Annotated in this window: 21 protein-coding genes and 1 riboswitch; of the genes, 11 read left to right on the top strand and 10 right to left on the bottom strand. The window is 68.2% G+C overall.

Going from position 1 to position 15486, the window contains the following annotated elements:
* Positions 1–31: 31 nt before the first annotated feature.
* The 4 genes from Y900_RS08860 to Y900_RS08845 are packed head-to-tail and all read left to right on the top strand — an operon-like array spanning position 32 to position 1604.
* On the top strand, positions 32–214 hold the full coding sequence (locus Y900_RS08860) for a hypothetical protein (RefSeq protein WP_036341358.1): 183 nt from the start codon (positions 32–34) through the stop codon (positions 212–214).
* A gap of 60 nt (positions 215–274) precedes the next feature.
* Positions 275–706 (top strand): cyclic pyranopterin monophosphate synthase MoaC, encoded by a 432-nt coding sequence (gene moaC, locus Y900_RS08855; protein ID WP_051660350.1) that lies wholly within the window; start codon positions 275–277, stop codon positions 704–706.
* Entirely contained in the window at positions 703–1182 is a 480-nt protein-coding gene (locus Y900_RS08850; protein WP_036341352.1) for a MogA/MoaB family molybdenum cofactor biosynthesis protein, read from the top strand. The genes moaC and Y900_RS08850 overlap by 4 nt, the downstream gene beginning before the upstream one ends.
* The gene (locus tag Y900_RS08845; protein ID WP_036341349.1) at positions 1179–1604 is read left to right on the top strand and encodes a molybdenum cofactor biosynthesis protein MoaE; all 426 of its coding nucleotides are present in this window, start codon (positions 1179–1181) and stop codon (positions 1602–1604) included. Before Y900_RS08850 ends, Y900_RS08845 begins: the two co-directional genes overlap by 4 nt.
* A gap of 4 nt (positions 1605–1608) precedes the next feature.
* On the opposite strand, the gene Y900_RS08840 is transcribed toward Y900_RS08845, so the two are convergent.
* The 4 genes from Y900_RS08840 to Y900_RS08825 form a co-directional block, all read right to left on the bottom strand.
* Entirely contained in the window at positions 1609–2973 is a 1365-nt protein-coding gene (locus Y900_RS08840) for a transglycosylase family protein (protein WP_036341346.1), read from the bottom strand.
* A gap of 11 nt (positions 2974–2984) precedes the next feature.
* A riboswitch (cyclic di-AMP (ydaO/yuaA leader) is annotated at positions 2985–3166 on the bottom strand.
* 245 nt (positions 3167–3411) lie between these two features.
* A complete protein-coding gene (locus tag Y900_RS08835) occupies positions 3412–3654 on the bottom strand; it encodes a MoaD/ThiS family protein (protein ID WP_237752533.1) in 243 nt (80 codons plus the stop codon).
* Positions 3655–3673: 19 nt separating this feature from the next.
* Positions 3674–4738: a GTP 3',8-cyclase MoaA gene (gene moaA / locus Y900_RS08830; protein ID WP_036341340.1), complete on the bottom strand. Its 1065-nt coding sequence runs from the start codon at positions 4736–4738 to the stop codon at positions 3674–3676.
* Positions 4735–5127, bottom strand: a complete 393-nt coding sequence (locus Y900_RS08825) for a YccF domain-containing protein (RefSeq protein WP_036341336.1) — start codon at positions 5125–5127, stop codon at positions 4735–4737. The genes moaA and Y900_RS08825 overlap by 4 nt, the downstream gene beginning before the upstream one ends.
* A gap of 148 nt (positions 5128–5275) precedes the next feature.
* Between Y900_RS08825 and Y900_RS08820 the strand changes: the two genes are divergently transcribed.
* On the top strand, positions 5276–5686 hold the full coding sequence (locus Y900_RS08820; protein WP_036341333.1) for a cold-shock protein: 411 nt from the start codon (positions 5276–5278) through the stop codon (positions 5684–5686).
* 18 nt (positions 5687–5704) lie between these two features.
* Positions 5705–6712, top strand: a complete 1008-nt coding sequence (locus tag Y900_RS08815; RefSeq protein ID WP_192827490.1) for a glutathione S-transferase family protein — start codon at positions 5705–5707, stop codon at positions 6710–6712.
* Here Y900_RS08815 and Y900_RS08810 read toward each other — a convergent pair.
* Together Y900_RS08810 and Y900_RS08805 are read right to left on the bottom strand one after the other, a co-directional pair.
* A complete protein-coding gene (locus Y900_RS08810) occupies positions 6709–7200 on the bottom strand; it encodes a DUF2771 domain-containing protein (RefSeq protein ID WP_036341327.1) in 492 nt (163 codons plus the stop codon). The two genes, Y900_RS08815 and Y900_RS08810, sit on opposite strands and share 4 nt — an antisense overlap.
* A complete protein-coding gene (locus Y900_RS08805) occupies positions 7197–8777 on the bottom strand; it encodes an MFS transporter (RefSeq protein ID WP_109751190.1) in 1581 nt (526 codons plus the stop codon). Before Y900_RS08805 ends, Y900_RS08810 begins: the two co-directional genes overlap by 4 nt.
* 180 nt (positions 8778–8957) lie before the next feature.
* Between Y900_RS08805 and Y900_RS08800 the strand changes: the two genes are divergently transcribed.
* Entirely contained in the window at positions 8958–9896 is a 939-nt protein-coding gene (locus Y900_RS08800) for a DUF3027 domain-containing protein (RefSeq protein WP_081845291.1), read from the top strand.
* Here Y900_RS08800 and Y900_RS08795 read toward each other — a convergent pair.
* Entirely contained in the window at positions 9893–10345 is a 453-nt protein-coding gene (locus Y900_RS08795) for an SRPBCC family protein (protein ID WP_036341317.1), read from the bottom strand. The two genes, Y900_RS08800 and Y900_RS08795, sit on opposite strands and share 4 nt — an antisense overlap.
* Positions 10346–10369: 24 nt before the next feature.
* Complete coding sequence (locus Y900_RS08790) at positions 10370–10660, bottom strand: DUF2530 domain-containing protein (protein ID WP_036341314.1); 291 nt, start codon at positions 10658–10660, stop codon at positions 10370–10372.
* Between the two features lie 102 nt (positions 10661–10762).
* Here Y900_RS08790 and Y900_RS08785 point away from each other — a divergent pair, with 102 nt between their 5' ends.
* The 3 genes from Y900_RS08785 to Y900_RS08775 are packed head-to-tail and all read left to right on the top strand — an operon-like array spanning position 10763 to position 12301.
* A complete protein-coding gene (locus Y900_RS08785; RefSeq protein ID WP_036346249.1) occupies positions 10763–11194 on the top strand; it encodes an Rv0880 family HTH-type transcriptional regulator in 432 nt (143 codons plus the stop codon).
* The gene (locus Y900_RS08780; RefSeq protein ID WP_192827489.1) at positions 11191–12018 is read left to right on the top strand and encodes a TrmH family RNA methyltransferase; all 828 of its coding nucleotides are present in this window, start codon (positions 11191–11193) and stop codon (positions 12016–12018) included. The genes Y900_RS08785 and Y900_RS08780 overlap by 4 nt, the downstream gene beginning before the upstream one ends.
* 10 nt (positions 12019–12028) lie before the next feature.
* A complete protein-coding gene (locus Y900_RS08775) occupies positions 12029–12301 on the top strand; it encodes a DUF2537 domain-containing protein (RefSeq protein WP_036341311.1) in 273 nt (90 codons plus the stop codon).
* 4 nt (positions 12302–12305) lie between these two features.
* Here the strand turns inward: Y900_RS08775 and sepH are convergent, their stop codons facing one another.
* Together sepH and serC are read right to left on the bottom strand one after the other, a co-directional pair.
* Complete coding sequence (gene sepH / locus Y900_RS08770; RefSeq protein ID WP_036341308.1) at positions 12306–13100, bottom strand: septation protein SepH; 795 nt, start codon at positions 13098–13100, stop codon at positions 12306–12308.
* Between the two features lie 75 nt (positions 13101–13175).
* Positions 13176–14294, bottom strand: a complete 1119-nt coding sequence (serC, locus tag Y900_RS08765; RefSeq protein ID WP_036341305.1) for a phosphoserine transaminase — start codon at positions 14292–14294, stop codon at positions 13176–13178.
* Between the two features lie 158 nt (positions 14295–14452).
* Between serC and Y900_RS08760 the strand changes: the two genes are divergently transcribed.
* Positions 14453–15469, top strand: coding sequence for an AurF N-oxygenase family protein (locus Y900_RS08760; RefSeq protein WP_036341302.1), 1017 nt, complete (start codon positions 14453–14455; stop codon positions 15467–15469).
* Positions 15470–15486 lie beyond the last annotated feature (17 nt).

Here is a 15486-nt window from a genome sequence, read left to right as displayed (position 1 = left end):
AAGCCGGGCCGTGAGATGACAGAATGTTGCCGTGGCTGAGAAGAAGACAAGGTATGTCGACAATGGCTGGCCGACCAGCGACCCCGACGACCACGCGGTGAGCGAGCTTGCCGCTGACCGGACCGGCGCGCTGTCCCCGTTCGGCGACATCACGTTCCCGCTGCCGGCCTCTGACCTGCCGTACCTGCACCCGGTCACCGTCGTCAACAAGTAAACGGTGACCGACGGACCGCAGCGTCGCCTCTCGCACCTCGACGAGCACGGTGCCGCGCACATGGTCGATGTCACCGACAAGGCTGCCACCACCCGCACCGCGGTGGCGGCCGGGTCCGTTCATACCACCGCCGAGGTCGTCGAGCTGATCACGGCGGGCGGCCTGCCCAAGGGCGACGCCCTCGCGACCGCGCGGGTGGCCGGGATCCTGGCAGCCAAGCGCACATCCGATCTGATCCCGCTGTGCCACCACCTCGCCCTGACCGGGGTCGACATCGAGTTCGCGATCGGTGACGCCGTCGTCGGCATGACCGCCTCGGTACGCACGACCGACCGCACCGGGGTCGAGATGGAGGCGCTGACCGCCGTGACCGTCGCCGCCCTGACGCTGTACGACATGATCAAGGCCGTCGACCCCGCCGCGCGCCTCGAGGACATCCGGGTGCTGCGCAAAGAGGGCGGCAAGACCGGCCTGTGGGTGCGCGAGACATGACGCGCTCCGCACGGGTCGTGATCGCCTCCACCCGGGCAGCAACTGGTGTCTACGAAGATCGGACCGGACCGATCGTCGTCGCCTGGCTCGCCGAGCGCGGCTTCGACGTACCCGATGCCAGCGTCGTGGTGGACGGTAGCGCCGTCGGGGACGCGCTGCGCGCGGCGATCGACGCCGGAGCCGACGTCGTCATCACCTCCGGCGGTACCGGGATTTCACCGACCGACGCCACCCCGGAGGCGACCCTCGGCGTTCTCGACTACCAGATCCCCGGCCTGGCCGACGAAATCCGCCGGTCGGGTCTGCCGGCGGTGCCGACGTCGGTGTTGTCTCGCGGGGTGTGCGGCGTCGCGGGCCGCACACTGGTGATCAACCTGCCCGGCTCGACCGGCGGGGTGCGCGACGGCTTATCGGTGCTCGCCGACGTGCTGGACCACGCGTTGGACCAACTGTCCGGAGGGGACCACCGCCGATGACACGCATTCTGCGGGCCGCGCTCGTCGAGGGTCCGATCTCGCTGACCGAGCACGAAGAGCTGGTCGCCGACGAGGCCGCCGGCGCGGTGGTGGGCTTCTCCGGGGTGGTGCGAAACCACGACGGCGGCCGAGACGTGGTGCGGCTGGAGTACTCCGCGCATCCGCTGGCCGAGCAGACCTTGTTCGAGGCGGTCGCCGAGGTGGCTGGGAAAGCCACCGGTGTGCGGGCGATCGCCGCCAGCCACCGAGTCGGCGTACTGCACATCGGAGACGCCGCGCTGGTGGCCGCCGTTGCGGCCGACCACCGGCAAGCGGCGTTCGAGGCGTGCGCCCTGCTCGTCGACACCGTCAAAGAGCGGCTACCGGTGTGGAAGCACCAGTTTTTCGCCGACGGAACCGACGAGTGGGTGAACTCGGCGTGATCGCCTACTGAGCGGGTGCCGGTCCCGGTGCCGGTGCGGGGGCAGCCGGAACCAGAGGTGCGTTCGGGTCGGCCGGGGCCGGCGCCGGGGCATTGGGATCACCGGGCGGAGTGCCCATGCTCGGATCGTTGGTCACCGGGGTGTTCATCGGACGCTGGGTCAGGGCCAGCAGCGCGTCGCCCTTGCTGACCTGCTGCGTCTGGATCGCGTGCCACAGTTCCTTGAGGTACGTGACATTCGGGCCTTCCTGCGGCCCTTCCGGCTGATCGCTGGTGCCTGGCGGCAGGTTCTCCGGGCTCGTCAGGTGCGGCATGCCGTCAGGCAGCTGTCCTGTCGGGCTGGCGGCGACCGCGTCGGTCCCCGGGGCGGCGGGCGCCGGCGCGGGGTCGGCGGGCGCGGGGGCAGGGGTGGGCGGCAGGGTCGGCGGAACCGCGGGGTCGGCCGGAGCCTGCGGGACGAAGTGGATCGACGCTGCCTGGACGGTGACGGTCTGGTCGCCAGGATTTGCCGGCGCCTCGGGGGCGGGTACCTGCAGGGCGGTGTCGATCACCGGCGCGGCGGCCGGCGGGGCGACATCCTGAGCGACCGGGACGACACCCGGTTGCGGAGCCGGCGGGAGATCTTGCGGGGCCGGAGCGGGTGCCGGGGGCAGATCCTGCGGGGCCGGGGCGGGTGCCGGGGGCAGGTCCTGCGGGGCGGGTGCCGGGGGCAGGTCCTGCGGTGCCGGCGGGACATCCTGCGGGGCGGGAGCCGGGGGCAGGTCCTGCGGTGCCGGCGGGACATCCTGCGGGGCCGGAGCCGGCGGCAGATCCTGCGGGGCCGGCGAGAGGTCCTGCGGTGCCGGCGGGAGATCCTGCGGGGCCGGAGCCGGGGGCAGATCCTGCGGAGCGGGCGGCAGATCTGCCGGGGCGTCGGGCGCCGGAGCGTCCGGCGCGGGCGCCTCGAAACCGGCGGGCTGAATCTGAGCGTCTTCCGGAGTGGGCTCGTTCACCACATTGCGCGGGGTCGCGCCCGACAGGCCGCGTCCGCACACCGGCCAGGCGCCACGGCCCTGGCTGGCCAGGACACGCTCGGCGATGGCGATCTGCTGGTCCTTGCTGGCCATGTTCGCGGCGGGGGCGTACTGACCGCCGCCGTGCGCGGACCAGGTGCTGGGGGAGAACTGCAGACCACCCTGGTAACCGTTGCCGGTGTTGATGCCCCAGTTTCCGCCGGACTCACAACGGGCAACCTGATCCCATTCGGCATCCGGAGCCGCTTGGGCCTGGCTGGCGAAGGCAAGGCTGCCGCCTCCGATGACCGCACCGGTGACTGCGATCTTGGCGACGCTGACTGACGATGAAGTGGGCTTGCGATGCCGTCCACTCATATGGCGAAGTGTTCCTCTCTTCAATGCGCCTGCGAGGTCAGCTGTCGGGTTCGGGCTGGAGAGGTCGCCCGGCCGTCGTCGTCTCTGGTGGAAACGATTTCGGCTTCACCCCAAGGAGCTTTGCGGCTCCGAGTCCTATCGGTGGACCGGTGGGTCCCCCGCCTCCATCCATGGTGTTCGTCGGTCTCTCCGCTCCTTGGATGGAGCTCAGCGCTAAGAGCGAAGAGGGTCTGCCCGGGTTGAGGGGGCTGACCTTCGAGAGACGGTAATGGGATCGGCGGGACCCGTCATCTTTTGCAAATCCGGGCGTTTCTGGTACTGGCAAACCTTAAAAAAGGTTAAAGCCCCTAGACGGCCCGACGTTCGCCCAGGTAGTTACGGCACTAAACCGCGACGTGGCCATCTCGTGACCTGATCGTGATGTGACGTAAATCACGCTCAACCGCCGGCAAACGGGGGTAACACGTCGAGGGTCTGGCCGGATTGCAGGGCTGTCGCCTTGTTTCGCACCGCGATTCCGTCGCGCAGATATGAGCAGCGCTGTAACACCCGCGCTAATTCCGCGTTGCGACAAGCTAATTCGTCGACCAAATCGGCGACTGTCGCGCCGGGCGGCACGGTGAGCAGATCCGACTCGGTGCCCGCGGCGGCGCGCGCCGCAGCGAAGAAACGCACAGTCACCTGTACTGATTCGGCCACCTCAGCCCCCGATCGCGCTCATCGGCCGTTGGGGCTGAACGAAATCCGGATCGTTGATGCCGTGGCCGGCCGCCTTGCGCCACATCGCCGCGCGCCATGCCGACTCCAGCGCCACATCGTCGGCGCCCTTGCGCAGCAGCGCCCTCAGATCGGTCTCCTCGGCCGCGAACAGGCAGTTACGGATCTGCCCGTCGGCGGTCAAGCGGGTTCGGTCGCAGGCCGCGCAGAACGCATGCGAGACCGAGGCGATGATCCCGACCGTCGCCGGGCCACCGTTGATCTGCCAGAGCTGGGCCGGAGCCGACCCGCGCGGTGCCGGATCCGTGGTGAGGGTGAAGTGCTCGGCCAGTGCCGCGTAGATCTCGTCGGCGCTCAGGTTGGCGTCTCGGCGCCACAGGTGACCGGCGTCGAGCGGCATCTGCTCGATGATGCGTAATTGGTAGCCGTATCGCAGGCAGTACTCCAACAGCTCGACGGCGTCGTCGAGGCCGCTGACCGCATCCAGGACCGCGTTGACCTTGACCGGCCCGAGACCGGCCTCGGACGCCGCGGACAGACCGTCGAGAACGTCGGAGAGGCGGTCCCGCCGGGTGATGGCGGCGAACTGCCCCGCGTCAAGGCTGTCGAGCGACACGTTGACCCGATTCAGGCCCGCATCGGCCAGAGCCCGGGCACGACGGGCCAGGCCCACCCCGTTGGTGGTCAGCGCGATCTCAGGACGCGGGTTCAGAGCGGCCACCGCGGACACCACGTCTTCGAGCCCTCGATAGAGCAGCGGCTCGCCACCGGTGAAGCGGACGCTGGTGATGCCGAGCCGGGTCACCGCGAGCGTGAGCAGCCGCACCAGCTCGTCGCGGGTGAGTAGGTCGTCGCCGGGGAGCCAGTCCAGTCCCTCGGCAGGCATGCAGTAGGTACAGCGCAGATTGCATCGGTCGGTCAGCGACACCCGCAGATCGGTGGCCACCCGGCCGAACGTGTCGACAAGAGGTCCACTGCGCGGCATGTCCGCTGCCGGCACGTCGTCGTCGCGGCGGATCGCAGGCACTCCCAGCCCGACCACGGTCATGCCGCCACCCGAGCGTGATCGGCGGGCACGATCTCCTTGCCCAGCGGCACCAGGGAGACCGGGATGAGTTTGAGGTTGGCCAGCGCCAGCGGGATCCCGATGATCGTGATCGCCATTGCCGCCGCGCTCAGCAGGTGACCGATGGCTAGCCATACGCCGAAAAGCACGATCCAGATGACGTTGCCGACCAGTGCGCCAGGGCGCGGGCCCGGCTTGTCGACGATGGTCCGCCCGAACGGCCACAGCGCGTAGTTGGCGATCCGCAACGAGGCGAAGCCGAACGGAATGGTGATGATCAGAACGAAACTGACCAGCGCGGCCAGCAGGTAGCCCAGGGCAAGCCACAGCCCGCCGAACAGCAACCAGACGACGTTCAGGATCAGGCGCATGTCTCCTCCAGCGGTTTGCCCAGCCTACCGAACTAAACTCTGGTGCTGGCCGTAGGTCTTCCCGAGTAGGATCACCGGCACGCGTCCTGCACCGGCGGGACGCTTCGTCATGTTGTCATGAACCCCGTCAGACAAGCAGGTGAGACCAGTGCCGACCGGCAAGGTGAAGTGGTACGACGCCGAGAAGGGATTCGGCTTCCTGTCCCAGGAGGAAGGCGAGGACGTCTACGTCCGTGCGTCGGCACTGCCTGAGGGCGTCGAAGGTCTGAAGGCCGGCCAGCGCGTCGAGTTCGGGCTGGCATCCGGGCGCCGCGGCCCACAGGCGTTGAGCGTCAAGCTGATCGATCCGCCGCCAAGCCTGACCAGGACCCGGCGTGAGGCCACACCCGTCGAGCGCAAGCACACTCCGGACGAACTGCACGGCATGGTCGAGGACATGATCACCCTGCTCGAAGGCGCTGTGCAGCCCGAGCTGCGCAAGGGTCGCTACCCGGACCGAAAGGTGGCCCGGCGGGTGTCCGAAGTGGTCAAGGCAGTCGCGCGGGAGCTCGACGCATAACTGGCGCAGACTGGAGTCGTGGGTGCCTATGTCGCCGGAGGCGGCGAGTTCAATCGCGATACCAACTACATCACCACCAGGATCACCGCCGACGGCGCTGACGGATATCCCGTCGAACCCGACCGCTACCGGCTGATCGTCGCGCGGGCCTGCCCGTGGGCGAACCGGACGATCATCGTGCGCCGGCTGCTGGGCCTGGAGGACGCGTTGTCCATCGGCTTCTGCGGTCCGACGCACGACCAACGCAGCTGGACCTTCGATCTTGATCCCGGTGGCGTGGATCCGGTGTTGAAGATTCCGCGGCTGCAGGACGCCTACTTCGCGAGGTTCCCGGATTATCCGAAAGGCATCACGGTCCCGGCGATCGTCGACGTGCCCACCGGTCAGGTGGTCACCAACGACTTTGCCCAGATTACGCTCGACTTCTCTACCGAGTGGACCGCCTACCACCGCGAGGGCGCGCCGCAGCTGTACCCCGAGGCGCTGCGCGACGAGATCGACGAGGTCGCCCAGAGGATTTACACCGAGGTGAACAACGGCGTCTACCGCTGCGGGTTCGCCGGCTCGCAGGACTCCTACGAAAAGGCATACGACCGGTTGTTCACCGCGCTGGACTGGCTCTCCGAGCGGCTGGCCGATCAGCGGTACCTGGTGGGGGACAGCATCACCGAGGCCGACGTCCGGCTGTTCACAACGCTGGCGCGATTCGATCCGGTCTACCACGGCCACTTCAAATGCAACCGGTCCAAGCTGGCGGAGATGCCGGTGCTGTGGGCGTATGCCCGAGATCTGTTCCAAACGCCGGGATTCGGCGACACCACCGATTTCGTCCAGATCAAACAGCACTACTACATCGTGCATTCGGACATCAATCCCACCGGTGTCGTGCCGAAGGGCCCGGACCTGTCGAACTGGCTTTCGCCGCATGGTCGGGAAGCGCTGGGCGGCAGACCATTTGGTGACGGAACGCCGCCAGGGCCGACGCGCGAGAGTGAGCGGGTGCCCGCCGGGCACGGCGCGGCTTAGGGCCAGGCCAGACGGACTGACCACTCGGCATGCGGGGCATCGCGCAGCTCGCCGTTCTGGTCCTGCACCAGGGTGACTAATTGCACGACGACGCCGGTGAGCCGGCCACGTTGCGGATCGACCGTCGGAATCGTCACTGCCAGTTCGGTATTGGGTCGATACATGGTGGTTGTGGAATTTCGCTCGTCTTCGTACACGCGCAGCAACTGCCATGGCGCGCGCCCGATTGCGGTGGGAACGGAGAGCTGCACCGGGTAGCGCTCGGTGACCGAAAGCTGGCCCTGGGTCTGCGGGTTCTGGCAATCGTTGAGGTTCACCACGTTGCAGTACACGTACGGCCCGATGCGCACCGCCTTACCGTGCGAATAGGCGCTGATCTCGGGGAAAGTCGATTCGGTGCCGCGGGTCAGTGCCCATGCGGCCACGCCGGCCCCGGCCGACGCCAGCACGACGACGATCACCAAAAGCCATCGGGTTAAGCGGTTCACCGGTGAGTCACCGCCGATGCACCCTCCGGTTCGGCCAGCACCGGGCGGTTGCCGCCGAAGCCGGGGATCAGTGAATTACCGCGGTAGCTGACGATGGTCTGGGCAAGGCCGAGGATCAGCAGTGCGCTGATCGCGGTGAAGCCGACCCACAGCTCGGTGTACACCAGCACTCCGATCGCACCGCCCATCACCCACGCCAGCTGCAGCACCGATTCGGAGCGGCCGAACGCCGACGCTCGCGACTCCTCAGGCAGGTCGTCCTGCAGCGAGGCGTCCAGCGACGCCTTGCCGATCGCGGTCGCGCCCGAGGTGACCAGCGTGGCCACCGCCGCGACGATCAGGTTGCCGGTGACCGCGGCCACCATCGCCATGACGGTCACCGCGATCGTGCATCGCACCACCAGCATCGCCGGCCGACCCAGTCGCATCCGGGCCGCGGTGAAGTTACCCGCGAAGTTGCCGATCCCTGCGGCGGCGCCGAGCAGGCCCAGCATGCCCAGCTGTACCCAGCCGCTGGCCTGGTGCGCCTTGGCGACGAACGCCGGATACAGGAACAGGAATCCGACCATCGCCTTGATCGTGCAGTTGCCCCACAGCGAGGTGATGATGTTGCGGCCCAGCGGTTGTCGCGGTCTGCCGGTCTTCGCGGCCGGCTCATCGACCCAGCCTTGCGGCCCGCTTTCGCCGTGATAGGTCAAGGTGGCAGGCACCTCGCCTTCGGTGACCTCCACCCAGCGCGGGATCCGCATCGACAACGAGGCGCCCGCCACGGCGACGAAGACGACCACGAACAGTGCGCCGGGCAGCTTGAACACGGTGGTGAGCAGGTATTCCGCCCCGGCCGCGATACCGCCGCCGACGATGGTGCCCCCGATCAGACCGAACATCGTGAGCCGCGAATTGACGCGCACCAGGTCGATCGTCGGTGGCATGACCCGGGGGGTCACCGCGCTGCGCAGCACGCTGAAGGACTTGGACAGCACCATCATTCCGAGCGCGCAGGGGTAGAGCACCCACGACGGATAACTGCCGGTGGCGCCGTCGTAGTCCATGATCAGCACGAACGCCAGCGCAGCGCGAAGGACGAACGACATCGCGAGGGCCGCACGCCTACCGTGTTGGACGCGATCCAGCGCGGGCCCGATCAGCGGTGCGATCACCGCGAACGGCGCGATCGTGATCAGCAGGTACAGCGCGACCTTGCCCTTGCTCTCGCCGGAGGCGGCGGCGAAGAACAGCGTGTTGGCCAACGCGACGGCCATCGCCGAGTCCACTGCGAAGTTGGCGACCACCGGCCAGGTCAGCGCGGTCAGACCAGACTTGTCGGCGCCGTCGGCCGTGGCCGCGCGGTGCACCATCGAATACACCTTCGTGCCCATCTCGCGGCTGCGGTTCGCGGCGCCGCGACCCCGGGTCGCCCGTTCGTCGGCGCTGCGCGGTCCGGGTGGGGGCCCGAGGTTCTCGGTGCGGTGGTCGCCCAGGGGCGGCAGGTAACGGTTGGAGCTGGGCGTGGGGTTGGACCGGCGGGTGGCCTCCGAGCGCCGGTAGCCGTCCCCGTCGCTGGGGTAGTTGGCCATGCCCGGGTGCTCTCCGGATGCGCCCGCCGAGTAGCGGCGATCGGGGCCGAACGCCGGATTCGCGCGGGGTTCGTCACGCCGGCTCTCAGACACCTCACGATTGTCCCCTATCCCGGCATGCCGGGCGCGCACGTGACCGGTGTGGCTGCACACACAGACCGTGAGGCAAGATTGGTCACGATGGACAGCACCCTTGACGCGAAAGAAGCCACGGCACCGGCGCAGGCCGCCGCGCCGTCGGACGCGGTTGCCGCCGTACTGAGCGGTGCGGTGGAGCAGGCACGGCAGGCCATCGTCGAAAACAGCGGCGACACGGTGGGCGAATACCTCGGCGTCAGCTTCGAGGACGAGACCGCGGCGACGCATCGCTTCTTGGCGAACATGCCCGGTTATCAGGGCTGGCAGTGGGCGGTGGTGGTTGCTGCCTACGAAGGCGCCGATCACGCGACCCTCAGCGAGGTCGTGCTGGTGCCAGGCCCGACCGCTCTGCTGGCGCCGGCGTGGGTGCCGTGGGACGAACGCATCAAGCCCGGCGACTTGAGCCCCGGTGATCTGCTGGCGCCCGGCAAGGATGATCCGCGACTGGCTCCCGGCTACACCGCCACCGGGGATCCGCTGATCGACGACACCGCCTTCGAGCTCGGCTTCGGCCGTCGCCAGGTGCTCAGCGCGCTCGGTCGCGACGAGACCGCGCAGCGCTGGCACGACGGCGATCATGGCCCCGATTCACCGATGGCCCGCGCGACCAAGCGGGTGTGCCGCGATTGCGGCTTCATGGTTCCGCTGGCCGGAGCGCTCGGCGCGATGTTCGGGGTGTGCTGCAACGAGATGGCGGCCGATTCCCGCGTCGTCGACTTCGAATACGGCTGCGGCGCGCACTCGGACACCCCGCAGCCGGCGGGTACCGGATCGCCGCTGTATGACCCGTACGACGACGGTGTGCTCGAGGTGGTCGAGGTCATCGCGACCCCCGCGACCCCCGCGACGCCGGAAGAGCCGGAAGTCTCGTGGACCCCGGAAGTCTCGGGGACCCCGCAGGTGCCCGAAAGCCCGGCGAGCCTTGAAAACCCGGAGGCACCCGAGGGTCCCGAGGCGTCCGAACCGGGCGAGCAGGCCTAACCTTCGGCGGCGGCCTTGATGCGCGCCAGCGACAAGTTCATCCCGTCGACCAGCTCCTTCTCGAAGTTGGGCACGCCGCCCATTACCGCGTTCACCGCCATCGCCGACACGGCCTTGACGCCGTTCTCGGCGTGCCGGGTCTCCACGACCCGGGTGCCGGTGGCGGTCGGCTCGAGCTCGTAGCTCCAGACGGTGTTGTTGGCGTTGACCCGGAACGCCAGTTTGCGCTCCGGAATCAGTTCGGTGATCGTCGACGTCGTCGGCCAGAACAGGTTGTGGCGACGATTGAGATTGACGGTGCGGGTGCCCGGTTTCACCGCACCGAGCGGCTTCATCAGCCGGCACTGCGGGCTCCACTTGGGCATGTTGCCCAGATCCGACAGCAAAGTCCAGACCTTGGCGACCGGGGCGTCGATCTCGATTTCTGCCTGCAACAGCGGCGCTGCCATCGTTTCTCCTTTGTCGTGACGGGGTTATTGTCCGCGCGGCTCGAGGCCGGTCTGCGCGCCTCGCGCCCCGCGCCGTGCCGCGGTGCGCTGCCACAGGAATACCGAGGTGCCGACGACCCCGGTGCCCAGCCCGGCGAGCGCGACCGGGCGCCAGGACTCGCACGCCGCGACGGTGAACGCGACGATCGTCACCAGCGCCCACAGCGTGGCCCCGACGACGATCACCGGCCACGGATCGAGCAACGCCGCGGGCAGCGGCGGGGGCTCGGGTTCGGCCACCGGCTCCGGGCTCGGTTCGCGCTGATCGGAAGGCATTGTCGTCCAAGGTAACCGATGGGTGAGATGGCCCGGAATGCAGCCGTCGGAGTTGGTCGGTTCATCATTTATCAGGTGTTGTCGTGTCGTACTGTTTGCGTCGTGAAAGACGGTGACCTGCGATTGGCCAGTGATTTGTCGCTGGCTGTCATGCGTCTGGCGCGCCAGCTGCGCTTCCGCAGGCCCGAATCACCGGTAACGCTGTCGCAGTTGTCCGCTCTGGCGACCCTGGCCAAGGACGGCGCGATGACGCCGGGGGCGCTGGCGGTCCGGGAGCGGGTGCGGCCACCATCGATGACCCGGGTGATCGCGTCACTGGCCGACCTCGGTCTGGTGGTGCGCACGTCGCATCCCTCCGACGGTCGCCAGGTCTTGGTGGCGGTTTCCGACGCCGGTGCGGCGCTGGTCGACAGTGAGCGCCGGGCCAGTCAGGAGTGGCTGCGCAATCGGCTGGCGACACTGGACAGCGACGAACGCGACATCCTGCTGCGGGCCGCGGACCTGATGACCGTCCTGGTCGACGAAGACGCGTGAGCGACAAGGCTTTTGGCGCGATAGAAGTCGTCGATATCACCGATCCGGGTGATCCCCGCGTCGACGACTTCCGCGACCTCAACAGTGTCGACCGCCGACCGGACCTTCCCAGCGGCAAGGGATTGGTGATCGCCGAGGGTGTGCTGGTAGCCCAGCGGATGATCGCCTCACGGTTCACGCCGCACGCGTTCCTCGGTACCGACCGCCGTCTGGCCGAACTCGGTGACGACCTGTCCGGGGTACCGGCGCCGTTCTATCGTGCCACGGCCGAGGTGATGGCCGAGGTGGTCGGCTTCCACCTCAACCGCGGAGTGCTCGCGGCGGCTCGCCGGCCACCGACGCTCACGTTGGCAGAAGTGCTCGACGACGCGCGCACGGTCGCGGTGCTCGAAGGCGTCAACGACCACGAGAACCTCGGCTCGATTTTCCGCAATGCCGCCGGACTCGGGGTGGACGCCGTCGTGTTCGGTTCCGGGTGTGCCGACCCGCTGTACCGGCGTGCGGTTCGGGTGTCGATGGGTCACGCCCTGCTGGTGCCGTTCGCCCGTGCCGAGCGGTGGCCGGCCGATCTCGGTGAGCTGCGTGAGCGCGGATTCCGGCTGCTGGCCATGACACCCGATCCGGCGGCGCAGACCCTGGCCGAGGCGATGGCCGGGTTGGCGGGGGACCGGGTCGCTGTGCTGGTCGGCGCCGAGGGGCCCGGGCTCACCGAGACGGTGATGCGGGCCAGCGATGTCCGGGTCCGCATCCCGATGTCGCGGGGCACCGATTCATTGAATGTTGCGACCGCGGCGGCGCTGGCGTTCTACGAGCGGGTCAGGTAGATATCTCCGCGTGAACGAAGAGACAACGCCGTGGGGAACCGGTCTGACCGTGGCAGCCTTCGTCGCCGCGGTGACGGGCGCCGCAATCGTGGTGCTCAGCCTCGGCATGCTGCGGGTGCATCCGCTGGTGGCGATCGTGCTGAACCTGATCGCCGTCGGCGGACTCGCACCGACGTTATGGGGCTGGCGGCGCATTCCGGTACGACGGTGGTTCGTCCTCGGGGCCGGTATCGGCGTCGCAGGCGGGTGGATCACCCTGTTGGCGATGGCCGCCGCTCACTAGCCGGTCAGCGCTCGCCGCTGGAACGCACCCCGAGCAGGACGTCCTCCCAGCCGGGGACGGACGGCTTGGCCTTGGCGCGTTTGGCCCTCGGCGCGGGGGCGGGAGCCGAGGCCGGAGCAGGCGCCTGCTTCTCCTCGGCGGGAGCCGGAGCCGGTTGGGGCTGCTGCTCCTCGAACTCCAATTGCGCGACGACCGCCACCGGGCGCAGCGGGCGCTCGAAAGTCGGGTCGATCAGCTCGCTGGCCGCGTCGTCCAGGGCAGACACGGTTCCACCGTGCGCGCCGGGGCTGAAGCGGAAGTGCGCGACGTTGTCGGAGAGCCCGGCCTGCCACGCCATCTGCACCACCCAGCGGCCGTCTTCACCGCGCCAGGCGTCCCACGACGTCGACTCGAGGCTGTGCCCCCGTGCCACCAGGGCAGTGGTGACGGTGTCCAGCAGCGTGGTCACCGCAGGCCCGTCGGCCAGCACCGGATGCGCAGCGCCGGCCAACTCGGCCGCCCGAGAGCGCTCCAAGAGCACCGGGTGGGCGAATCGCTCGACCTTGCTGATGTCCATGCCGGATGACGCGGCAACTTGCTCGACAGACGCACCCGCTCGGATGCGCGCCTGAATATCCCTTGGCCGCAACACGCCTTTGACCTCTTTGTCCCTCAGGGTCTGGCCCAGCGACCGGTCACCGCGAACCGCGGCACGCAGTCGGTCGTCGACCTGCAGGGTGAACTTGTCGGCCGGGTCGGGACCTTCGCAAATGATGTGCCTGCCGTCGACATCGAGTCCGATCACCCTGAGTTCTCGCATGTCGACCTCCTTCGCCCGGACTTTAACTCAGCCCCGACTTGATTACGGTTAGGACACGCGGGGATGACGAAGAAGTCAGCCGAGGTGTTCGACGACCCAGTCGACGCACTGCGTCAGCGCGGAAACGTCGTCGGGTTCGATCGCCGGGAACATCGCGATCCGCAGCTGGTTGCGGCCCAGCTTGCGGTACGGCTCGGTGTCGACGATGCCGTTGGCCCGCAGCGCCTTGGCCACCGCAGCCGCGTCGACGTCGTCAGTGAAATCGATCGTGCCGACCACCTGCGAACGTAGCGCGGGATCGGCGACGAACGGGGTGGCGTACGACGATGCCTCGGCCCAAGAGTACAGCCGCTGCGAGGAGTCGGCGGTGCGCTTGACCGCCCAATCCAGCCCGCCGTGGCTGTTCATCCAGTCGACCTGCTCGGCCATCAGCACCAGCGTGCCGATCGCCGGGGTGTTGTACGTCTGGTTCTTGAGGCTGTTGTCCACTGCGATCGGCAGCGACAGGAAGTCGGGCACCCACCGGCCCGACCCGGCGATGGCCTCGATACGGGCCAGTGCGGCGGGGGAGACGATCGCCAGCCACAGGCCGCCGTCGCTGGCGAAGTTCTTCTGCGGCGCGAAGTAGTAGGCGTCGGCGTCGCTCACGTCGACCGGCAGCCCGCCGGCCCCGGAGGTCGCGTCGATCAGGATCAGGGCGTTCTCCGAACCCTCCGGCCGGCGAACCGGCACGGCGACCCCGGTCGAGGTCTCGTTGTGCGCCCAGGCGATCGCGTCGACCGACGGGTCGGACTGCGGCTCCGGCGCGCTGCCCGCGTCCGCCTTGATCACGATCGGGTCGTCGATGAACGGGTTGGCCGTGGCGGCGGAGGCGAACTTCGAGGAGAACTCACCGTAGGTGAGGTGCAGTGAGCGCTTCTCGATCAGGCCGAACGCGGCGGCGTCCCAGAACGCGGTCGCACCGCCGTTGCCCAGGATGACCTCGTAGCCGTCGGGCACCGAGAAGAACTCGCGCAGACCGTCGCGAACCCGGCCGACCAGGTTCTTCACCGGCGCCTGGCGGTGCGAGGTGCCGAACAGGGCGGCTGACGCCTGGAGGGCGTGCAGCTGCTCGGGGCGCACCTTCGAGGGGCCACAGCCGAAGCGACCGTCGCCGGGCTTGAGATCGGCGGGGATTGTCAACTCATCAGCCATGCCCCCAAGCCTAGGAGGCGGTGCGTTCGCCCATGAAACAGAGGGTGCAGACCGAGGCGTTGGGCGAGCCCGAAACCGGGTATGGACATGTATGCGATACCTGCGGTACCGTTTGTACAACACCCGCCCAAATGTAAACCTCTGTTGAGGAGACTGTCATGGCGAGAACCAAGATCATCCAGCGCTGGCGCGGCAACATGGACGTGCTGGACGACACCGCCTATGTAGAGAAGCTGATGACGCTGTCCGAAGGGTCGGTGCGCAGAAACTTCAACCCGTACACCGACATCGACTGGGATTCGCCCGAGTTCGCCGTGGTACCCGACGACGAGCGCTGGATCCTGCCCGCGACCGACCCGATCGGGCAGCATCCCTGGTATCAGTCGCAACCCAAAGAGCGGCAGATCGAGATCGGCATGTGGCGTCAGTCCAATGTCGCGAAGGTCGGACTGCACTTCGAGTCGATCCTCATCCGGGGCCTGATGGAGTACGCGTTCTGGGCGCCCAATGGTTCTCCGGAATACCGGTACTGCCTGCACGAGGCGGTCGAAGAGTGCAACCACACGATGATGTTCCAGGAGATGGTCAACCACATCGGCGCTGACGTGCCGGGCATGCCGCGCTTGCTCAAGTGGGTCCAGCCGGCGATCCCGTTGGTGGCGGGCCCGCTGCCGATCCCGTTCTGGTTCGGCATCCTCGCCGGCGAGGAGCCCATCGACCATACCCAGAAAAACGTTCTGCGCGAAGGTAAGACGCTGCACCCGATCATGGAGCGGGTGATGGCGATCCATGTGGCCGAAGAGGCCCGGCACATCTCGTTCGCGCACGAGTACCTGCGCAAGCGGGTGCCGAACCTGCCGCGCCGCAAGCGGTTCTGGCTGTCGTTGTACGTGCCGGTCGTGATGCGGGTGCTGTGCTCGGCGATCATCGTGCCGCCGAAGGCGTTCTGGAAGGAATTCGACATCCCGCGCTCGGTGCGCAAGGAGATCTTCTTCAAGTCTCCGGAGTCGCGACAGATGTTGCGCGACATGTTCGGTGACGTCCGCATGCTGTGCCAGGACACCGGGCTGATGAACCCGCTCGCGAAGCTGGTCTGGCGGATCTGCCGGATCGACGGTACGCCGAGCCGCTTCCGCAGCGAGCCTGCCCGCCAGCACGTGGTTGCCGCCGCGTAGATCGAAGGACTCACGCC

This window comes from Mycolicibacterium aromaticivorans JS19b1 = JCM 16368 (assembly GCF_000559085.1).
Lineage (GTDB): Bacteria > Actinomycetota > Actinomycetes > Mycobacteriales > Mycobacteriaceae > Mycobacterium > Mycobacterium aromaticivorans.
Note: the sequence above shows the minus strand (reverse complement) of the source record. Positions and strands in the feature narration are given on the sequence as shown.